Below are 15,934 nucleotides of genomic sequence, written 5' to 3' on the forward strand. Positions count from 1 at the left end.
GCACCACCACGAGAAGATGAACGGCCGCGGCTACCCGATGGGCCTGGCCGGCGACGAGATCCCCGAGTTCGCGCGGGTGATCTCGGTGGCCGACGCGTTCGACTCGATGACCTCCACCCGCTCGTACCGGGCCGCCCGCACCGTCGAGGAGGCCGTCGAGGAGCTGCGCCGCGGCATCGACGACCACTTCGACCCCGACATGGTCGAGGCGTTCCTGCGCGCCCTGGAACGTGACGGCTGGGAGCCGCCCAAGCCCGTCGTGCTGCCCGAGGACGACGTCGTGGAGACCACCCAGCAGGACCACGACGACCCGAGCACCCCGCTCCGCGTCGCCGCCGGTTCCGCGGCCGATGCAGCCGACGCGGCCGACGCCGCCGACGCGGCCGACGGCGCCGCCGACGCGATCGACGCGGCCCCGGACGGCGCCCCGGGGAGCGAGGCCGGGGACGCCGTCGGCGGTGCCGCCGGGGACGTGGCGGGCGACCGCGCCCGCGGCTAGGCTGTGCCTCCTGCTCCCGGCCCGCGGCGCTCGCCTCACCCTCTCCCGCCTACCGGGCCTTGGCGGCATCGCCCGCGCGCTGCCTGAGGCCGGACCCTGGTCCAGGCCGCCCCCCGTCCCGCCCCTCGCCGTTCCGCAGCCCCCCGCCGTCCCTGTCGAGGAAGATGGAGCCGATGAGCACCCAGATGCGCACCCGGGAGCGCGCCGCCTGGCAGACCATCGACTCGGGCCAGCTCCTGCTGATCGCCACCGCCGGGCTGGTCGTGCTGGTCGCGGTCACCCAGGTCGCCGCGGTCGGTCTCGAACAGGCCGAGGTCGCGGTGATCTTCGGCGTGCTGATCGCGCTCGGCGAGCTGTTCCGCATGGTCATGCCGGGCAACCGGGAGGTCGCCCCGATCGCCGGCGCGGGGGGCATCGGCTACGCCCTGCTGGTCGGGATCGGCCCGGAGGGGGCCCCGCCGGACGCGCCGCTGGGCGTCGTCCCGGCCGTGCACTCCCCGCTGCAGGTGATCGCCGTCACCGCGGTCGGCATGCTGGTCGGCTCGCTGCCGCACGTCGCGGTCGGCCGCACGCCCCGGCTGGACGCCATGGCCCGCCGGCTGTTCACCGTGGCCACCGTCGCGCTGTGCTTCCGGCCGCTGCTGTCGCTGCGGCTCGACTGGCACGTGCTGCTGGCCCTGATGGGCGTGGTCGTGGTGGCCTCCTGCTTCTGCGACGTCATGATCGCCGCGCTGATCCGGGCGGAGGCGGTGCGGGCCCGGTTCGGCATCGCGATGCGCGACGAGATCCGCGCCAAGCTGGCGCTGTGCGCGGCGACCAGCGCGACCGCCATGCTGCTCGCCGTCTCCACCACCGTGATGGGCCCGGCGGCGCTGCTGGTGTTCACCGCGCCCATCCTGGTCACCCAGTTCGCCTTCCGCCGCTACGCCGGGATCCGCGCCACCTACCTGCAGACCGTGCGGGCCCTGTCGCGGGTGACCGAGGTCGGCGGGTACGTGGAGACCGGCCACTCGCGGCGCGTCTCCCGGCTGTCGGTCGCGATGGGGCGGGAGCTGGGCATGTCGGAGGAGGAGCTGCTGGAGCTGGAGTACGCGGCGCTGATGCACGACATCGGCCAGCTGTCGCTGGGCGATCCGATCCCCGGCGGCGCCACCGTGCTGGCCTCGCCCACCGAGCAGCGCCGGATCGCCGAGCTGGGCGCCGAGGTGATCAAGCAGACCGGGGTGCTGGACCGGGTGGCGGCGATCGTCCAGCTGTCGTCGCACCCGTACCGGACCGGGCACGGCGAGGCCCCCGCCGGCGAGCCGGGCGCGGGAGCCGCCGACCGTCCGCCGCCCCCGCCGCTGGCCAGCCGGATCATCAAGGTGGCCAACGCCTACGACGACCTGGTCGGCGACTCCTCGGACCGCGACCGCGGCGCGGCCGTGCTGGAGCGGCTGCGGCTGGACTCGGCGGCCGAGTACGATCCGGCCGTCGTGGAGGCGCTGAGCCGCGTCGTCGACCGCCGCCCCCGCCTGTGAGGTGAACCTGTGAGGTGAACGGCGGGGCGGGGCAAGACTACGGGTTGGTATGCGTCGTCCCGTCGGCGGCACCCCGCGGCCCCGGGACGGCTAGTCTCGGGCCGAGCGGGCCACGCAGGCCCGCCCGCCGACGGTAAGGAGAACCCGCAGGTGTACGAGTCCGTGCTCGTGGCGAACCGGGGTGAGATCGCCAGCCGGATCGTCCACACGGTGCGCGCGCTGGGCCTCAAGGCGATCGCGGTGTACTCGGAGGCCGACGCCGATCTGCCGTTCGTCGCCGAGGCCGACGAGGCGCTCCTCATCGGCCCGGCCCGGCCCGCGGCGAGCTACCTCGACATTCCCCGGATCCTGGAGGCGGCCCGCCGCACCAACGCCCGGGCGATCCACCCCGGCTACGGGTTCCTGGCGGAGAACGCCGAGTTCGCCCGCCGGGTCATCGACGCCGGCCTGGGCTGGATCGGCCCGCCGCCGCTGGCCATCGCCCGGATGGGCGACAAGATCAACGGCCGGAACCTGATGAAGGAGGCCGGGGTCCCGGTCGCGCCCGGGGTCTGGGAGCCGGTGCCCGACGCCGACACCGCCGTGGAGGAGGCCGAGCGCATCGGCTACCCGGTCATGGTGAAGGCCGCGGGGGGCGGCGGTGGCATCGGCATGGGCGCCGCCCACGACGAGGCGTCCCTCCGCAGGACCTTCGAGACCGCCCGCGCCGCCGCCGAGCGCTACTCCACCGGGCCGGACGGGCCCGCGGACATCCTCATCGAGCGGTTCGTCGAGGGCGCCCGGCACGTCGAGGCGCAGATCCTCGGGCTCGCCGACGGCACGGTGGTCGCGCTGGGCGAGCGGGACTGCTCGGTGCAGCGCCATCATCAGAAGGTCGTCGAGGAGACCCCGTCCAGCGGCGTCACCCCCGCGCTGCGCGAGCGGATCATGGCCGCGGCCGTCCGGGCGGGCGAGGCGGTCGGCTACCGCGGCGCCGGGACGGTCGAGTTCCTGGTCGATCCCGCCGCGCAGGACTTCTACTTCCTGGAGATGGACACCCGCCTCACGGTGGAGCACCCCATCACCGAGCTGGTCACCGGCATCGACCTGGTCGAGCAGCAGCTGCGGGTCGCCGCCGGGGAGCCGCCCTCGTTCGCCGAGGCGCTGACCCACGGGCACGCCATGGAGCTGCGCGTGTACGCCGAGGACCCGGAGCGGTTCCTGCCCGCCCCCGGCACCGTCAAGGTGTGGGAGGAGCCGGTCGGCGACGGCATCCGGATCGACGCCGGCTACGCCGAGGGCAACACCGTCACCTCGTTCTACGATCCGCTGCTGGCCAAGCTGTGCGTGCACGCCGAGACCCGCGGCGAGGCGCTGGCCCGCGCCCGGGCGGCCGTGGCCGCGTTCCGGATCGAGGGGCTCAAGACCAACCTGCCGTTCCTCGCCGAGCTGCTCGACCGGCCCGAGTTCGCGGACGGCGTCTACGACACCGGGATCGTGGAGCGCATGCGCGCCCCGTCCTGATCGCACCGTCCTGATCGCACCGCCCGCCGGACGCGGCCGCGAGGTCCCGCCGGCGGTGGGATAGAAAGGGAGCCGGGCGGAGGCGGGCGACCCCCTGGTGATCCTGGAGGCGATGACGATGGAGATTCCGGCGCCGGCGGAGGGCCCCGGCACGGTGTCCCGGCCGGCCGGCGACGAGGCGGCCTACTGCGACCGCTGCGGCGAGCCCGCGGCCGCCGGCGGGCACGAGGCGTGCCGGGCGGCGCGGCGGATGGAGCCGCCGCGCTACTGCTCCCGGTGCCGCCGCCGGCTGGTGGTGCAGGTGACCCCGGCGGGCTGGACGGCCCGCTGCACGCGGCACGGCGCGCTCAGCCCGGCCTCGGACCCGGCCCGGGCCGTCCCTCCGGCCTGAGGGCCAGCACGTACGTCATCAGGTCGACGCCCGGGACGGGGTTCCAGTCCCGTTCCGGGGTGCGCGCGAACCCCATCCGCTCGTACATCCGCTGCGCCGCGCGCATGTTCGGCTGGGTCGACAGCCGCAGCGCGACCAGCCCGGCGTCCCGCGCCCGGTCGGCGCACGCCTGGACGAGGGCGCGCCCGGCGCCGCCGCCGCGCGAGCGCTCCAGCACGGCCAGCATGCGGAACTCGCCCTCGTCCGCCGCGGCCAGCTCGGCGTACGGGCTGTCGGGCGGGCAGTACGCCACCGCCCCGGCGATCTCCCCGGCCATCTCGGCGACCAGCAGCTCGGCCTTGGCGGCACGGTCGGCGGCGTTCCGCAGCCTCTCCACGTAGGAGCTGTCCGGCCGGACGAGCCCGCCGCGCACGTACACCTCGACCGTCAGCTCGCCGACCCGCGCGTACTCGCCGGGACGGGCCGGGCGGACGGTCACGCCCGGCTCAGCCACGCGTCGCCGCCCTATCCGGATATATCCCCACGATCGTGAACACGGGCGAATTGTATGCCGCGGTCCGTTCAGGTTCTGGCGACGTCCCGGCAGGTCCGCTCCTCGGGCAGCATCGGCCGCAGGCGCACCGAGTACACCCTGCCGCCGCTGCGCCAGCGGTGGTCCGTGCCCGCGGTCGCGACGTGCTTCACCGCCGTGTCCCGGTCCTCGCCCGCCACGACGGAGCACAGCCCGCCGGCGGCCTGCTCGCCCCGTCCCAGCGGGCGGTTCAGCGGCCAGTCGGAGACGTCCTGCCCGGGTGCCGCCGGGCTCTCCCCGGCCAGCACGGCCACTCTCGCGGAGCGGTGGTGCCGGGGCGGCGCCGCCTGGTCGGCCCGCGGCCAGCCCTGGGGGTCGAGCCGCTTCCAGAACCGGACCGCGGGCAGGCCCGGCTGCCCCTCCGGCTGCTCGATCCTGGTCCGGGCCGCCCCCATCGAGATCTCCAAGATCATCGCGTCGGCGACCCGGCCGGACCCGATCGTCCGCGGACGGTCCAGGCCCGCGGCACGCGCCTCGTCCAGCAGCCGGCGCAGCGCCTGCGCGGTGAGCCGGTACTCGCGCAGCACCGGCAGCGGCGCGGCCGACCCCGTCCGCGCGGAGGCGATCGCCCGGCCGTCCCCGTACAGCGAGAACTCCGGCAGGCTGCCCGGCCCGCCCAGGCCCGCGAATCCGCCCGTCATCCGCCAGCGCAGCACCGGCCCGCCCGGGGCGCGCCCCGGATCCGGCCGCGCCGACGGCGCCGCCGCGCCCTGGTCCCGCTCCTGCCCGCCGCACGCGACCAGGGCTCCCGCCCCGATCAGGATCGCGGCGACCCCCCGATCGATCACGCTTCCCAAGCGTAGGGATGGATCGGCCATGAAGCTTGGACGGCACGCGCCCCGGACCCGTTCCGCGCCCGCCCGTACAAAGACAGGGGGCAAGACTGTGTGGGACCCGTGGGGACTGCTCCGGATGCGCGCACGCTAGTGTGCGGCTCGTGAGCGTGCTCGTGGTGACCGGGACCTGCACCGGCGTCGGCAAGACGATCGTCACCGCCGCCGTCGCCGCGCTGGCGGCGGCGCGCGGCACACCGGTCGCCGTCGTCAAACCCGGCCAGACCGGGGTGGCGCCGGACGAACCCGGCGACCTCGACCAGGTGCGGCGGCTCGCCGGCATCGACGACCTCCACGAGTTCGCCCGCTACCCCGACCCGCTGTCGCCCGCCGCGGCCGCCCGGCACTCCGGCCTCCCCCCGGTCCGGCTCGCCGACGTCGCCAAGGGCGTCCAGGAGCTGGGCCAGACCCGGCGGCTCGTCCTCATCGAGGGCGCCGGCGGGCTCCTCGTCCGCTACGACGAGGAGGGCGCCACGATCGCCGACCTGGCCCGCTGGCTCGGCGCCGCCGTCGTCGTCGTGGCCCGTCCCGACCTCGGCACCCTCAACCACACCGCGCTCACCCTGGAGGCGATGGCGCACCGCGGCGTCCAGCTCGCCGGGGTCGTCCTGGGGGAGTGGCCGGACGAACCCGACCTGGCGATGCGCAGCAACATCCGCGACCTGGAGACCATCGCCGCCCGCCCCCTCGCCGGCGCGCTGCCGGCCGGCGCGGGCGCCCTCGACCCCGCCGAGTTCCTGCTGGCCGCGCACAGCGCGCTGGCCCCGCCCCTCGGCGGCTCGTTCGACCCCGCCGTCTTCCGCGACGCCAACGGCATGAAGGAGAATCCGTGAGCGACATCCTCGAAGTGGCCCGCCGCCAGGTGCTCGACGAAGGCCGCGGCCTGACCGGCGCGCAGGTCCTGGAGTGCCTGACCCTGCCCGACGACCGCCTCGAGGAGCTGCTCGCCCTCGCCCACGAGGTCCGGATGCGCTGGTGCGGCCCCGAGGTCGAGGTGGAGGGCATCGTCTCCCTCAAGACCGGCGGCTGCCCCGAGGACTGCCACTTCTGCTCCCAGTCCGGCCAGTTCACCTCACCGGTCCGCGCCGTGTGGCTGAACATCCCCGAACTCGTCGAGGCCGCCAAGGAGACCGCCAAGACCGGCGCCACCGAGTTCTGCATCGTCGCCGCCGTGCGCGGCCCGGACGAGCGCCTGATGTCCCAGGTCCGCGAGGGCGTCAAGGCCATCAACGACGCCGTCGAGATCAACATCGCCTGCTCGCTGGGCATGCTCACCCAGGACCAGGTGGACGAACTGGCCGCCATGGGCGTGCACCGCTACAACCACAACCTCGAAACCGCCCGCACCCACTTCCCCAGCGTCGTCACCACCCACACCTGGGAGGAGCGCTGGGAGACCCTCCGCATGGTCAAGGAGGCCGGCATGGAGGTGTGCTGCGGCGGCATCATCGGCATGGGCGAGACCCTCGAACAGCGCGCCGAGTTCGCCGGCCAGCTCGCCGAGCTGGAACCCGACGAGGTCCCGCTGAACTTCCTGGCCCCCCGTCCCGGCACCCCGTTCGCCGAGCACCCCCTGGTCGAGGGCGCCGAAGCCCTGAAGACCATCGCCGCCTTCCGCCTCGCCCTGCCCCGCACCATCCTGCGCTACGCCGGCGGCCGCGAGCTCACCCTCGGCGACCTCGGCACCCGCGACGGCATGCTCGGCGGCATCAACGCCATCATCGTCGGCAACTACCTCACCACCCTGGGCCGCCCGGCCGAAAAGGACCTGGACCTGCTCACCGAACTCCAAATGCCGATCAAGGCCCTGTCCAAGACCCTCTAGCGGGCCGGTGAGGAGGGACGCCCCTCCTCACCCTCACCCTCATCGCTCGCGGCGGAGGCGGGTGATGAACTTGTAGCGGTCGCCGCGGTAGAGGGACTGGGCCCATTCGACGGGCTGGCCGGTGGTGTCGAAGGCGTGCCTGGACAGGAGCAGGAGGGGCAGGCCGACGTCGACGGCGAGGAGCTGGGCGTCGTGGGGGGTCGCCAGGACGGTCTCGATCGTCTCCTCGGCCTCGGTGAGGTGGACGTCGTAGGCGGTGGCGAGCGTCTCGTACAGGGAGTGGTGGCGGGGCAGCTCGCGGCGCAGGCCGGGGAAGCGGCGGGCGGGCAGGTGCGAGGTGTCGATCGACATCGCCTCGCCGTCGGCCAGCCGGAGCCGGTGGATGCGCAGGACCCTTCCCCCGGGGCGGATGCCGAGCAGGGTGGCCATGCGCTCGTCGGCGGAGACGTACCCGATCTCCAGGATGCGGGTCTCGGGGCGCAGGCCGTGGTGGCGCATGTCCTCGGTGTAGCTGACCAGCTGCAGCTCCTGGGCGACCTTGGGCTTGGCGACGAAGGTGCCCTTGCCCTGGATGCGCTGGAGGCGGCCCTCGACGACCAGTTCGGCCAGCGCCTGCCGGACGGTGGTGCGGGAGGTCTCGTACTTCTCCGCGAGGGCGCGTTCCGGGGGCAGCGGAGACCCCGGGGGGAGCGACTGGATCAGCTCGACCAGCAGTTCCTTGAGTTTGTAGTACTTCGGGATGCGCGGTGCCTGGGCCGAGTGGTGCTTGCCGATGTCACTCAATGGTGCGCGCTCGTACCCGCCCCCGTGCCGGGGCCCGCCCCTGACCTCCGTCACGGTCTCTCCTCACGTTCATCATCGGTTGTCCCCGATGTTACGTGTGAAGACTACGACCGGTAGAGCGGACGACGGCGCTCAGGGCCTCCCTGAGGGTTGTGAGGTCCGCCTCGCCCACGGTGGCGCGTGCGGTGAGCCGCAGGCAGGCGCGTCCCTTGGGCACCGACGGCGGGCGGAAGCAGCCGACCCGGGCGCCGTGCTCCGCGCAGATCTCCGCGGCCCGCACCGCCGCCTCGGGCTCGCCCAGCACGACCGGGACGACCGCGGCGGCCGGGTCCTCGGTGGTCTCCAGGCCGAGTCCGGCCGCGATCCCGGACATGCGGCGGGCCCGGTCGCGGGCGAGGGCGGGCAGCCCGGGCTCGGCCTCCAGCACGTCCAGCGCGGCCAGCGCGGCGCCCAGCGCGGGCGGGTTCAGCCCGGTGTCGAAGATCATCGACCGGCCGGTGTCGACCAGCGCGTCGGCGACCTCGGGCGCGCCCAGGACGGCGCCGCCCTGGGCGCCCAGCGACTTCGACAGCGTGAGGGTCAGCACCACGTCGGGCTCCCCGGCCAGACCGGCCGCGTGCGCGGCGCCGCGGCCGCCGTCGCCGACCACGCCGAGCGCGTGCGCCTCGTCGATCATCAGCAGCGCGCCGTGCGCCCGGACGACGCGGTGCAGCTCGGCCAGCGGCGCCAGGTCGCCGTCCACGGAGAAGACGGCGTCGGTGACGACGAGGGCGTGCTCCTCGTCACGCTCGGCCAGCGCCCGCTCCACCGCCGCGACGTCGCGGTGCGGGACGATCGCGACGCGGGCGCGCGACAGCCGGCAGGCGTCCACGATCGAGGCGTGGTTCACCTGGTCGGACACCACCAGGTCGCCGGATCCGGCCAGGGCCGTGACCGCGCCCAGGTTGGCCAGGAAACCGGAGGAGAACACCAGCCCGGCGGCGCTGCCGGTGAACGCGGCCAGCCGCCGGTCCAGCTCGGCGTGCAGCGCGGTGGTGCCGGTGACGAGCCGGGAACCGGTCGAGCCGGTGCCGTACTCGCGTGCCGCCGCCGCGGCGCCCTCGATCAGCCGGGGATCGCGGGACAGGCCGAGGTAGTCGTTGGAGGCCAGGTCGATGAGTCCGTCGTGGTCGCCGGTGCGGGGCCGCAGCCGCCGCCGCAGCCCGGCCCGCTCGCGGCTCTCGGCCGCCGCCCGCAGCCGGGCCAGCGGGCCGGCGGGGGAGCGGGGGTCCCGTCCAAGGGTCATGCGGGAATCCTGCCAGGTCATGGATCGGCGGACGGGGGCGGGGGGCGTCGCCCGCATAATGGACTGTGCCCACATTGACGGACCTCGTGCGCGACCACACCGACCTCACCGACGCCGACCTGGAGTGGCTGCACGCCCTGGTGTCGGACTGGCAGCTGCTGGCGGACCTGTCGTTCGCCGACCTGCTGCTGTGGGTGCCGCTGCGGTCGCCGGACGCGCTCCCCGCCGAGGCCGGGCCGCGGCGGCGCGATCCGGGGATCCCCGGGGGCGTGCACGGATGGGTGGCGATCGCCCAGATGCGTCCCACGACCGGCCCCACCGCCTACCCGGAGGACCTGGTGGGGAAGGTGGTGCCGACGGGGCGCCGCGGGCTGATCGACGTGGCGTGGCGGGAGCGGCGGATCGTCCGGGAGGGCGACCCGGAGTGGGGGAGCGGCATTCCGGTGCGGGAGGAGTCGATCCCGGTGCGGCGCGGCGTGAAGCTGCTCGGCGTCATCCAGCGCAGCACCAACCTCAGCTCGGCCCGCACCCCGAGCCGGCTGGAGCTGACCTACCTGCAGAGCGCCAGCGACCTCGCCCAGATGATCGCCGAGGGCCGGTTCCCGGTGCCCGGCGAGGAGCCCAACCTGGTCCGCTCCCCGCGGGTCGGGGACGGGCTGATCCGCCTGGACCGGGCGGGCCGCGTCACCTACGCCAGCCCGAACGCGCAGTCGGCGTACCGCCGCCTGGGCTTCCCCGCCGACCTGGTCGGGGAGTCGCTCGGCGAGGTCACCACCCGGCTGTGCGACACCGGCGAGCCGCTGGAGGAGGCGCTGACCGTGGTGCTCAGCGGCCGTGCCCCGCGCGAGGTCGAGGTGGAGAGCCGCGGCTCGGTCATGCAGCTGCGCACCATCCCGCTGGTGGTCGGCGGCACCCGGATCGGCGCGGTCGTGCTGTGCCGGGACGTCACCGAGCTGCGGTGGCGGGACCGGGAGCTGATGACCAAGGACGCCACCATCCGGGAGATCCACCACCGGGTGAAGAACAACCTGCAGACGGTGGCGGCGCTGCTGCGGCTCCAGGCGCGGCGGCTGCAGATCCCCGAGGGGCGGGCGGCGCTGGACGAGGCGGTGCGCCGGGTCGGGTCGATCGCCATCGTGCACGAGACCCTGTCGCTCACCCCCGACGAGCTGATCGACTTCGACGACATCGCCGACCGCGTGATCATGATGGCGGGGGAGGTGTCGACGCCGGAGACCCGGGTGACGCCCAAGCGGACCGGCAGCTTCGGGGTGCTGCCCGCCGAGGTCGCCACCCCGCTGGCGATGGCGCTCACCGAACTGCTGCAGAACGCGCTGGAGCACGGCCTGGCCAACCGCTTCGGGACGCTGGAGGTCGTGGCGCACCGCTACGAGGAGCACCGCGAGCCCGGCACCGGCCGCGACCGGGAACTGGGCGCCGGCGGCGACGAGAAGGAGCGGCGGCTGGTCACCGTGGTGTCCGACGACGGGGTCGGGCTCCCCGAGGACTTCGACGTGGAGGGCACCGACAGCCTGGGCCTGCAGATCGTCCGGACGCTGATCGTCGGGGAACTCGGCGGACGCCTCGAATTCCGGCGGCGCCCGACCGGGGGCACCGAGGTCGTGGTGGACGTGCCGCTCAACGACGACGACCATCGCCGTCCGGGCCCGCCCCGCAGGTAGCCGGTGTGCCGGGGCAGGGCGCGCGGCGGGGCGCCCGTGGCCGAGCGGGGCCACGGCGCTCTCACTGCCGCGTCAGGGTCCCGCCGGGGCGCCGATGCTTTCCGACCTGTGGGTTCGGAAGCCGCGCCGGGCGGCGGAGACCTTGCGCCTCCTGCGCCTTCGAAGGAGGACCGGCCGCTGGTGGGACGGTCGGGTCGTGCTGGTTCTTTCGCGTTCGTGCAGGTCGTGCGGCTACCGCTAGGCGGTGGCGTTCAGGTTCGCGCGCGCCCGGGCGCGGGCGGTGCGGCGCTTGAGGGCGCGGCGCTCGTCCTCGCCCATGCCTCCCCAGACGCCCGAGTCCTGACCGGACTCCAGGGCCCAGGCGAGGCAGGACTCGGTGACGTCGCACCGGCGGCATACCTGCTTGGCCTCTTCGATCTGCAGGAGCGCGGGCCCGGTGTTGCCGATCGGGAAGAACAGCTCGGGGTCCACGTCACGGCAGGCTGCGCGGTGGCGCCAGTCCATGCGGTCCACTCCTTCGTCAGCGTGGAGGAAGACGACTCCACTTGTGAACGGGTTCACATGTCGCGGCCACCCCGAGCCGCTCGGGTAGGGGGCTTCGGGGTGAAACTGTGCGGCGCTTCGATCAGGAGGCTGACGGCACTGGGCTTCCTGTCGGCGGGCGCGCTTTGAGCGTGTCAAAGCGCCGCCGCCGGACGCAAGACCTTTGAGAAACGTTTCTCAAAGTATGAGTGTCGTATGTGTCACATCAGTGGGTCACCGATGTTGCTTTCCCGTTAAACGGGCGCCCGTTCGGGCTCATATGACGATGCGCACCGCCCCCGGCACCGATCGGAACGTGATGGCCTCCTGCTCCCCCAGGTAGTCCCCGTCCAGCTGGAACGCCATCGGACGGTCGGCCCGCACCGTGATCTCCGCCGTGTCGTGCACGTTCAGCACCCCCCGCCCCCGGACCGGCCTGGACCGCGCCGTCAAGAACCCGGCCAGCGCCCCCAGCACCGGCGCCACCTCCATCGAACGCATCCCGAACGCGTCCAGCCCGCCCCGGAAGTTCGCCCGCGGACTCGGATTCACCGGAAGGGGACCAAGGAAAGTCCATGGCGACGTATTGCTGATGAGCGTGAGAAAGAGACCGGATATCGGCGGCCGCCCCGGCACTTCCAGGGTGAGCGCCGGACGCCTCCGGTCGGTTCCCGCGAAGAAATGCCGCACCGCCGTCCGCACGTACAGCGACGGATCGGCCCGGGCCCCCCGCAGCCGGCGCCGCTCCACCTCCCGCACCACCTCCGCGTCGAACCCGACCCCCGCGTTGAAGGTGAAGTACCGCTTCTCCCCGCCCGCGTGGCTCGCCGACCCCAGCCCCACCGTCCGGTGACGGCCCGCCCGCAGCGCCTCCAGCACCGCGCGCGTCGCGTCCACCGGATCGTTGGGCAGGCCCACCGCCCGCGCGAACACGTTCGCGCTCCCGCACGGCAGCACCGCCAGCGCCGGCACGTCCGGGGAGGGGCCCTTGACCAGCAGGCCGTTGACGGCCTCGTTCACCGTGCCGTCACCGCCCACCGCGATCACGACATCGTGGTCCTCCACCACCGCCCGGCTCGCCAGTTCGGTCGCGTGACCGCGATGCGTGGTCTCGACGAGATCCAGTTCGAGATCGCCGGAGACCGCCCGCACCAGGAGATCACGGGCCCGCCGGGAGGTGGAGGTCGCCTTGGGGTTGGCGATGAGCATGGCGCGCACGGCGTCAGCGTATCCACCACCCGCCGCGCACCCCGCCCGGACCACCGCTCCGGCACCGCCAGACCCTCCTGTCCCCGGGGTCGTCACCGGCTGCCGCCGAGGCCGGGCCGGGACGGGGCGCGCCCGCGGGGCGAGTAGGGTTTCGAACGTGTCCAAGCGCCCCATGACCGTCACCGCCGCCGCCGCCCTCGAAGCCGCGGAGGGCGCCGCCGCCGTCGCGGGCGGCCTCTTCGTCGGCTGGGAGACGATCATCGGCGAGCCGGTCGACCCGGCCAGCGCCATCGGAGTGACCGTCCTCGCCCTCGGCGGCGGACTCGGCATGCTCGCCTGCGCCCGCGGCCTGCTCCGCGCCGAACCCTGGAGCCGCGCCCCGACCGTCCTCACGCAGCTGTTCGCGCTGCCGATCGTCTGGGCGCTGTGGCAGAGCCAGCAGTACGCCGTCGCCGTCCCGCTCGGCCTGGTCGCGATCCTCGCCCTGATCACGGTGCTCAGCCCGCCCAGCACCGCCTGGCTCGTCCAGCTCGCCGAAGACGACGACGAACCCGCCGCGCCGGGCGAGAACGAGCCCGGACAGGACACCGCGCCGCCCAGGAGCGACAAGAAAGCCTAGGCCGCGTCTCAAAGTCCCGGCCCACGGCGCTCGCCTCCGGCGTCGCACCACCGTCCAGGTAACGCGCCCGCGCGATACTGAGGCCCCCTCGAGACAGGCCTGGCCCCGGAAACGAACCGGGGGCCGGGCCCTCACTCGTCGGCGGTCAGCCCCTCGCGCAGCTGCGCCAGCGTCCGCGCCAGCAGCCGCGACACGTGCATCTGCGAGATCCCCAGCTCCGCCGCGATCTGCGACTGCGTCATGTTGCCGAAGAACCGCAGCAGCAGGATCTTCTTCTCCCGCGCCGGCAGCTTCTCCAGTAGCGGCTTGAGGGACTCCCGGTACTCCACGCCCTCCAGCGACTCGTCCACCATGCCGAGCGAGTCGGCCACCGCGGGCGCGTCCTCGTCACCGGAGTCCGGAGCGTCCAGCGACACCGTCGAGTAGGCGTTGGCGGACTCCAGGCCCTCCAGCACCTCCTCCTCGCTCATCTGCAGGTGCGCCGCCAGCTCGCTCACCGTCGGAGCCCGGCCCTCGCGCTGCGCCAGATCGCTGATCGCCTTCGTCAGCGACAGCTTCAGCTCCTGCAGCCGGCGCGGCACCCGCACCGCCCAGCCCTTGTCGCGGAAATGCCGCTTGATCTCGCCCACGATCGTGGGCGTGGCGTAGGTCGAGAACTCCACCCCGCGGCTCAGATCGAACCGGTCGATCGACTTGATCAGCCCGATCGTGGCGACCTGGATCAGATCGTCCAGCCACTCGCCCCGGTTGCGGAACCGCCGGGCCAGATACTCGACCAGCGGCAGATGCAGCTCCACCAGCTGGTCGCGGATGCGCTGGCGCTCCGGGTCGCCCTCGGGCAGCTCCGCCAGGCGCTCGAACAGGGCGCGGGCACGGGCCCGGTCCGGGACGGCGCCCTCGGTGCGCTCGTTCCCGGTCTCGCCCGCCACGGTCGTCTTCTCCGTCACGGGGCCCCCGCGCTACCGCGGCGCTTCTGCAGCGTCACGGTGACCCGGTCGTCCGCACCGACCTGCGAGTCGACCTCGCCGGCCAGAGAGGACAGCACCGTCCAGGCGAAGGTGTCGCGGCTGGGCACCGTGCCGTCCACGGTCAGCACCGACACCGCGATGCGCATCGCCTCTCCCGTCAACTCGAACTCGCACGTCAGATCGGTTCCCGGAACCGCCTGGGCGAGCAGCATCGCGCACGCCTCGTCCACGGCGATGCGCAGGTCCTCGATCTCGTCCAGCGTGAAGTCGAGGCGGGCGGCCAGCCCCGCGGTCGCGGTTCGCAGAACCGACAGGTAGGCGCCGGCGGCGGGCAGCTTCACCGTCACCACATCGCGCACGGACAACTTGGTACTGGCCGGCATGGCCGCGGTCTCCTCGGTCACGTCACTCCCTCGCAGGATGGTCCCGCTGCCTTCGAAACTACCGCCTAGGAGCCCCAGTCGGAGAATTAGGCACGCGAGGAACTCTGGCTGTGTCTATCTGGGGGCCACCCCCAGGCCCCAGGCCGGGCCGCGCGCCCCCTCCAGTCGCTGGCGCTCCTTACGGGGGCACCCGGCCCTTGGCAGAGGGCTCCGCCCCCCGCACCCCCCGCTGGGGGGCTTCGCCTCCCCTAGCCCCCCGATTCCTGGGGGCTTCGCCCCCTTGCCCCCCAGGGCCCTGGGTCAGCTCTTGGCGAGTTTGGTCAGGGCGTCGCCGGTCAGGCGGTAGGTGGTCCATTCGTCCTGCGGGCGGGCGCCCAGGGCCTCGTAGAAGGCTATGGAGGGCGTGTTCCAGTTGAGGACGGCCCACTCCACGCGCCCGTAGCCGCGCTCGTCGGCGATCCGGGCCAGTTCCACCAGGAGGGCCTTGCCGTGGCCGTGGCCCCGTACGGCCGGGTCGACGTAGAGGTCCTCCAGGTAGATGCCGTGCCGGCCCAGCCAGGTGGAGAACGTCAGGAACCACAGGGCGAATCCGATGACCTCGCCCTCGTGCTCGGCCACGTGCGCGAACACCTTCGGGTCCGCCCCGAAGAGGGCGGTGCTCAGGTCCTCCTCGGTCGCCTTCACCTCGTGCAGGGCCCGCTCGTACTCGGCGAGATCGCGGATCAGCCGCAGGACCGCGGGCACGTCGTCAGGAGTCGCAGGCCGGATCATGCCTGACAGGCTATCCGCGCCAGCTACTGTTGAAGGATTCTCCCCGCGTCAGCGGGGGTGGTCCGATCGCGGAGATCGACAAGATCTTTTGCGAGACCTGCTCCCCGCGTCAGCGGGGGTTCGACCGGCGGCCGGGCCCGCTCCCAGCGGGCCCGGCCAGCCGCTCACTCACGCCTGCTTGGTTTCCCAGAAGATCTTGTCGATCTCCGCGATGCGGGCCAGCAGGTCCTCGGCGGTCTTGACGTCGATGCTGCCCTTGGTGCCGCCGGCGCCGGCGAGCTTGGTGGCCTCATTGAACAGCTGGTGCAGCTGCGGGTACTTCTCGAAGTGCGGCGGCTTGAAGTAGTCGGTCCAGAGCACCCACAGGTGCTCCTTGACCAACTGGGAGCGCTGCTCCTTGATCTCGATGGCGCGTGCGCGGAAGACGGGGTCCTCGTTGGCGGCGTACTTCTCGGCGATCGCCTTGACGGACTCGGCCTCGATGCGGGCCTGCGCCGGGTCGTAGACGCCGCACGGCAGGTCGCAGTGCGCGGAGACCGTGGTCTTCGGGCGCAGAAGGTTGACGAGCAC

Annotated in this window: 18 protein-coding genes; 8 read left to right on the plus strand and 10 right to left on the minus strand. The window is 73.6% G+C overall.

Features of this window, described 5'->3' with window-relative positions; all coding sequences use genetic code 11:
• The 4 genes from ACFPZN_RS40950 to bsaP form a co-directional block, all read left to right on the plus strand.
• A partial coding sequence (locus ACFPZN_RS40950; RefSeq protein WP_378287976.1) for an HD-GYP domain-containing protein occupies positions 1 to 499 on the plus strand: 499 nt, incomplete at its 5' end.
• A 173-nt stretch (positions 500 to 672) separates the two neighbouring features.
• Positions 673 to 2,019 (plus strand): HD-GYP domain-containing protein, encoded by a 1,347-nt coding sequence (locus ACFPZN_RS40955; RefSeq protein ID WP_378287977.1) that lies wholly within the window; start codon positions 673 to 675, stop codon positions 2,017 to 2,019.
• A 150-nt stretch (positions 2,020 to 2,169) separates the two neighbouring features.
• Entirely contained in the window at positions 2,170 to 3,522 is a 1,353-nt protein-coding gene (locus ACFPZN_RS40960) for an acetyl-CoA carboxylase biotin carboxylase subunit (protein WP_378287978.1), read from the plus strand.
• A 112-nt stretch (positions 3,523 to 3,634) separates the two neighbouring features.
• Positions 3,635 to 3,913: a biotin synthase auxiliary protein BsaP gene (bsaP, locus tag ACFPZN_RS40965; RefSeq protein ID WP_378287979.1), complete on the plus strand. Its 279-nt coding sequence runs from the start codon at positions 3,635 to 3,637 to the stop codon at positions 3,911 to 3,913.
• Here the strand turns inward: bsaP and ACFPZN_RS40970 are convergent.
• Positions 3,870 to 4,406 (minus strand): GNAT family N-acetyltransferase, encoded by a 537-nt coding sequence (locus tag ACFPZN_RS40970; RefSeq protein ID WP_378287980.1) that lies wholly within the window; start codon positions 4,404 to 4,406, stop codon positions 3,870 to 3,872. The two genes, bsaP and ACFPZN_RS40970, sit on opposite strands and share 44 nt — an antisense overlap.
• A gap of 68 nt (positions 4,407 to 4,474) precedes the next feature.
• Positions 4,475 to 5,272 (minus strand): hypothetical protein, encoded by a 798-nt coding sequence (locus ACFPZN_RS40975; RefSeq protein WP_378287981.1) that lies wholly within the window; start codon positions 5,270 to 5,272, stop codon positions 4,475 to 4,477.
• Between the two features lie 149 nt (positions 5,273 to 5,421).
• Here ACFPZN_RS40975 and bioD point away from each other — a divergent pair, with 149 nt between their 5' ends.
• Positions 5,422 to 6,150, plus strand: a complete 729-nt coding sequence (bioD, locus tag ACFPZN_RS40980) for a dethiobiotin synthase (RefSeq protein ID WP_378287982.1) — start codon at positions 5,422 to 5,424, stop codon at positions 6,148 to 6,150.
• Positions 6,147 to 7,142 carry a biotin synthase BioB gene (bioB, locus tag ACFPZN_RS40985; protein WP_378287983.1) on the plus strand — a complete coding sequence of 332 codons (996 nt, stop codon included), beginning with the start codon at positions 6,147 to 6,149 and terminating at the stop codon, positions 7,140 to 7,142. Before bioD ends, bioB begins: the two co-directional genes overlap by 4 nt.
• 39 nt (positions 7,143 to 7,181) lie before the next feature.
• On the opposite strand, the gene ACFPZN_RS40990 is transcribed toward bioB, so the two are convergent.
• Together ACFPZN_RS40990 and ACFPZN_RS40995 are read right to left on the minus strand one after the other, a co-directional pair.
• Positions 7,182 to 7,979 carry a GntR family transcriptional regulator gene (locus tag ACFPZN_RS40990; RefSeq protein ID WP_378287984.1) on the minus strand — a complete coding sequence of 266 codons (798 nt, stop codon included), beginning with the start codon at positions 7,977 to 7,979 and terminating at the stop codon, positions 7,182 to 7,184.
• Between the two features lie 37 nt (positions 7,980 to 8,016).
• Entirely contained in the window at positions 8,017 to 9,210 is a 1,194-nt protein-coding gene (locus ACFPZN_RS40995; RefSeq protein ID WP_378287985.1) for an 8-amino-7-oxononanoate synthase, read from the minus strand.
• Positions 9,211 to 9,275: 65 nt separating this feature from the next.
• On the opposite strand from ACFPZN_RS40995, the gene ACFPZN_RS41000 reads away from it, so the two are divergent.
• A complete protein-coding gene (locus ACFPZN_RS41000) occupies positions 9,276 to 10,892 on the plus strand; it encodes a sensor histidine kinase (RefSeq protein WP_378287986.1) in 1,617 nt (538 codons plus the stop codon).
• 237 nt (positions 10,893 to 11,129) lie between these two features.
• Here ACFPZN_RS41000 and ACFPZN_RS41005 read toward each other — a convergent pair whose 3' ends face one another.
• Both ACFPZN_RS41005 and ACFPZN_RS41010 read right to left on the minus strand, forming a co-directional pair.
• Positions 11,130 to 11,396: a WhiB family transcriptional regulator gene (locus ACFPZN_RS41005; protein WP_378287987.1), complete on the minus strand. Its 267-nt coding sequence runs from the start codon at positions 11,394 to 11,396 to the stop codon at positions 11,130 to 11,132.
• Positions 11,397 to 11,690: 294 nt separating this feature from the next.
• Positions 11,691 to 12,632, minus strand: coding sequence for a diacylglycerol/lipid kinase family protein (locus tag ACFPZN_RS41010; RefSeq protein ID WP_378287988.1), 942 nt, complete (start codon positions 12,630 to 12,632; stop codon positions 11,691 to 11,693).
• A 148-nt stretch (positions 12,633 to 12,780) separates the two neighbouring features.
• Here ACFPZN_RS41010 and ACFPZN_RS41015 point away from each other — a divergent pair, with 148 nt between their 5' ends.
• Positions 12,781 to 13,242 carry a hypothetical protein gene (locus ACFPZN_RS41015; RefSeq protein WP_378287989.1) on the plus strand — a complete coding sequence of 154 codons (462 nt, stop codon included), beginning with the start codon at positions 12,781 to 12,783 and terminating at the stop codon, positions 13,240 to 13,242.
• 131 nt (positions 13,243 to 13,373) lie between these two features.
• Here the strand turns inward: ACFPZN_RS41015 and ACFPZN_RS41020 are convergent, their stop codons facing one another.
• From ACFPZN_RS41020 to sodN, 4 genes are all read right to left on the minus strand, one after another.
• Entirely contained in the window at positions 13,374 to 14,189 is an 816-nt protein-coding gene (locus tag ACFPZN_RS41020; RefSeq protein ID WP_378287990.1) for an RNA polymerase sigma factor SigF, read from the minus strand.
• Positions 14,186 to 14,614 carry an ATP-binding protein gene (locus ACFPZN_RS41025; RefSeq protein WP_378287991.1) on the minus strand — a complete coding sequence of 143 codons (429 nt, stop codon included), beginning with the start codon at positions 14,612 to 14,614 and terminating at the stop codon, positions 14,186 to 14,188. The genes ACFPZN_RS41020 and ACFPZN_RS41025 overlap by 4 nt, the downstream gene beginning before the upstream one ends.
• 279 nt (positions 14,615 to 14,893) lie before the next feature.
• Positions 14,894 to 15,364, minus strand: coding sequence for a GNAT family N-acetyltransferase (locus ACFPZN_RS41030; RefSeq protein ID WP_378287992.1), 471 nt, complete (start codon positions 15,362 to 15,364; stop codon positions 14,894 to 14,896).
• Between the two features lie 168 nt (positions 15,365 to 15,532).
• On the minus strand, positions 15,533 to 15,934 hold the full coding sequence (sodN, locus tag ACFPZN_RS41035; protein ID WP_378287993.1) for a superoxide dismutase, Ni: 402 nt from the start codon (positions 15,932 to 15,934) through the stop codon (positions 15,533 to 15,535).

The organism is Actinomadura rugatobispora (assembly GCF_042656285.1).
Taxonomy (GTDB): domain Bacteria; phylum Actinomycetota; class Actinomycetes; order Streptosporangiales; family Streptosporangiaceae; genus Spirillospora; species Spirillospora rugatobispora.

What these genes read in the sequence shown, in the direction of transcription:
- ACFPZN_RS40955 (WP_378287977.1), top strand. Translation starts at nt 673, where the DNA reads ATGAGCACCCAGATGCGCACCCGGGAGCGCGCCGCCTGGCAGACCATC.
- bsaP (WP_378287979.1), top strand. Translation starts at nt 3,635, where the DNA reads ATGACGATGGAGATTCCGGCGCCGGCGGAGGGCCCCGGCACGGTGTCC.
- ACFPZN_RS40995 (WP_378287985.1), bottom strand. Translation starts at nt 9,210, where the DNA reads ATGACCCTTGGACGGGACCCCCGCTCCCCCGCCGGCCCGCTGGCCCGG.
- ACFPZN_RS41030 (WP_378287992.1), bottom strand. Translation starts at nt 15,364, where the DNA reads ATGATCCGGCCTGCGACTCCTGACGACGTGCCCGCGGTCCTGCGGCTG.
- ACFPZN_RS41005 (WP_378287987.1), bottom strand. Translation starts at nt 11,396, where the DNA reads ATGGACTGGCGCCACCGCGCAGCCTGCCGTGACGTGGACCCCGAGCTG.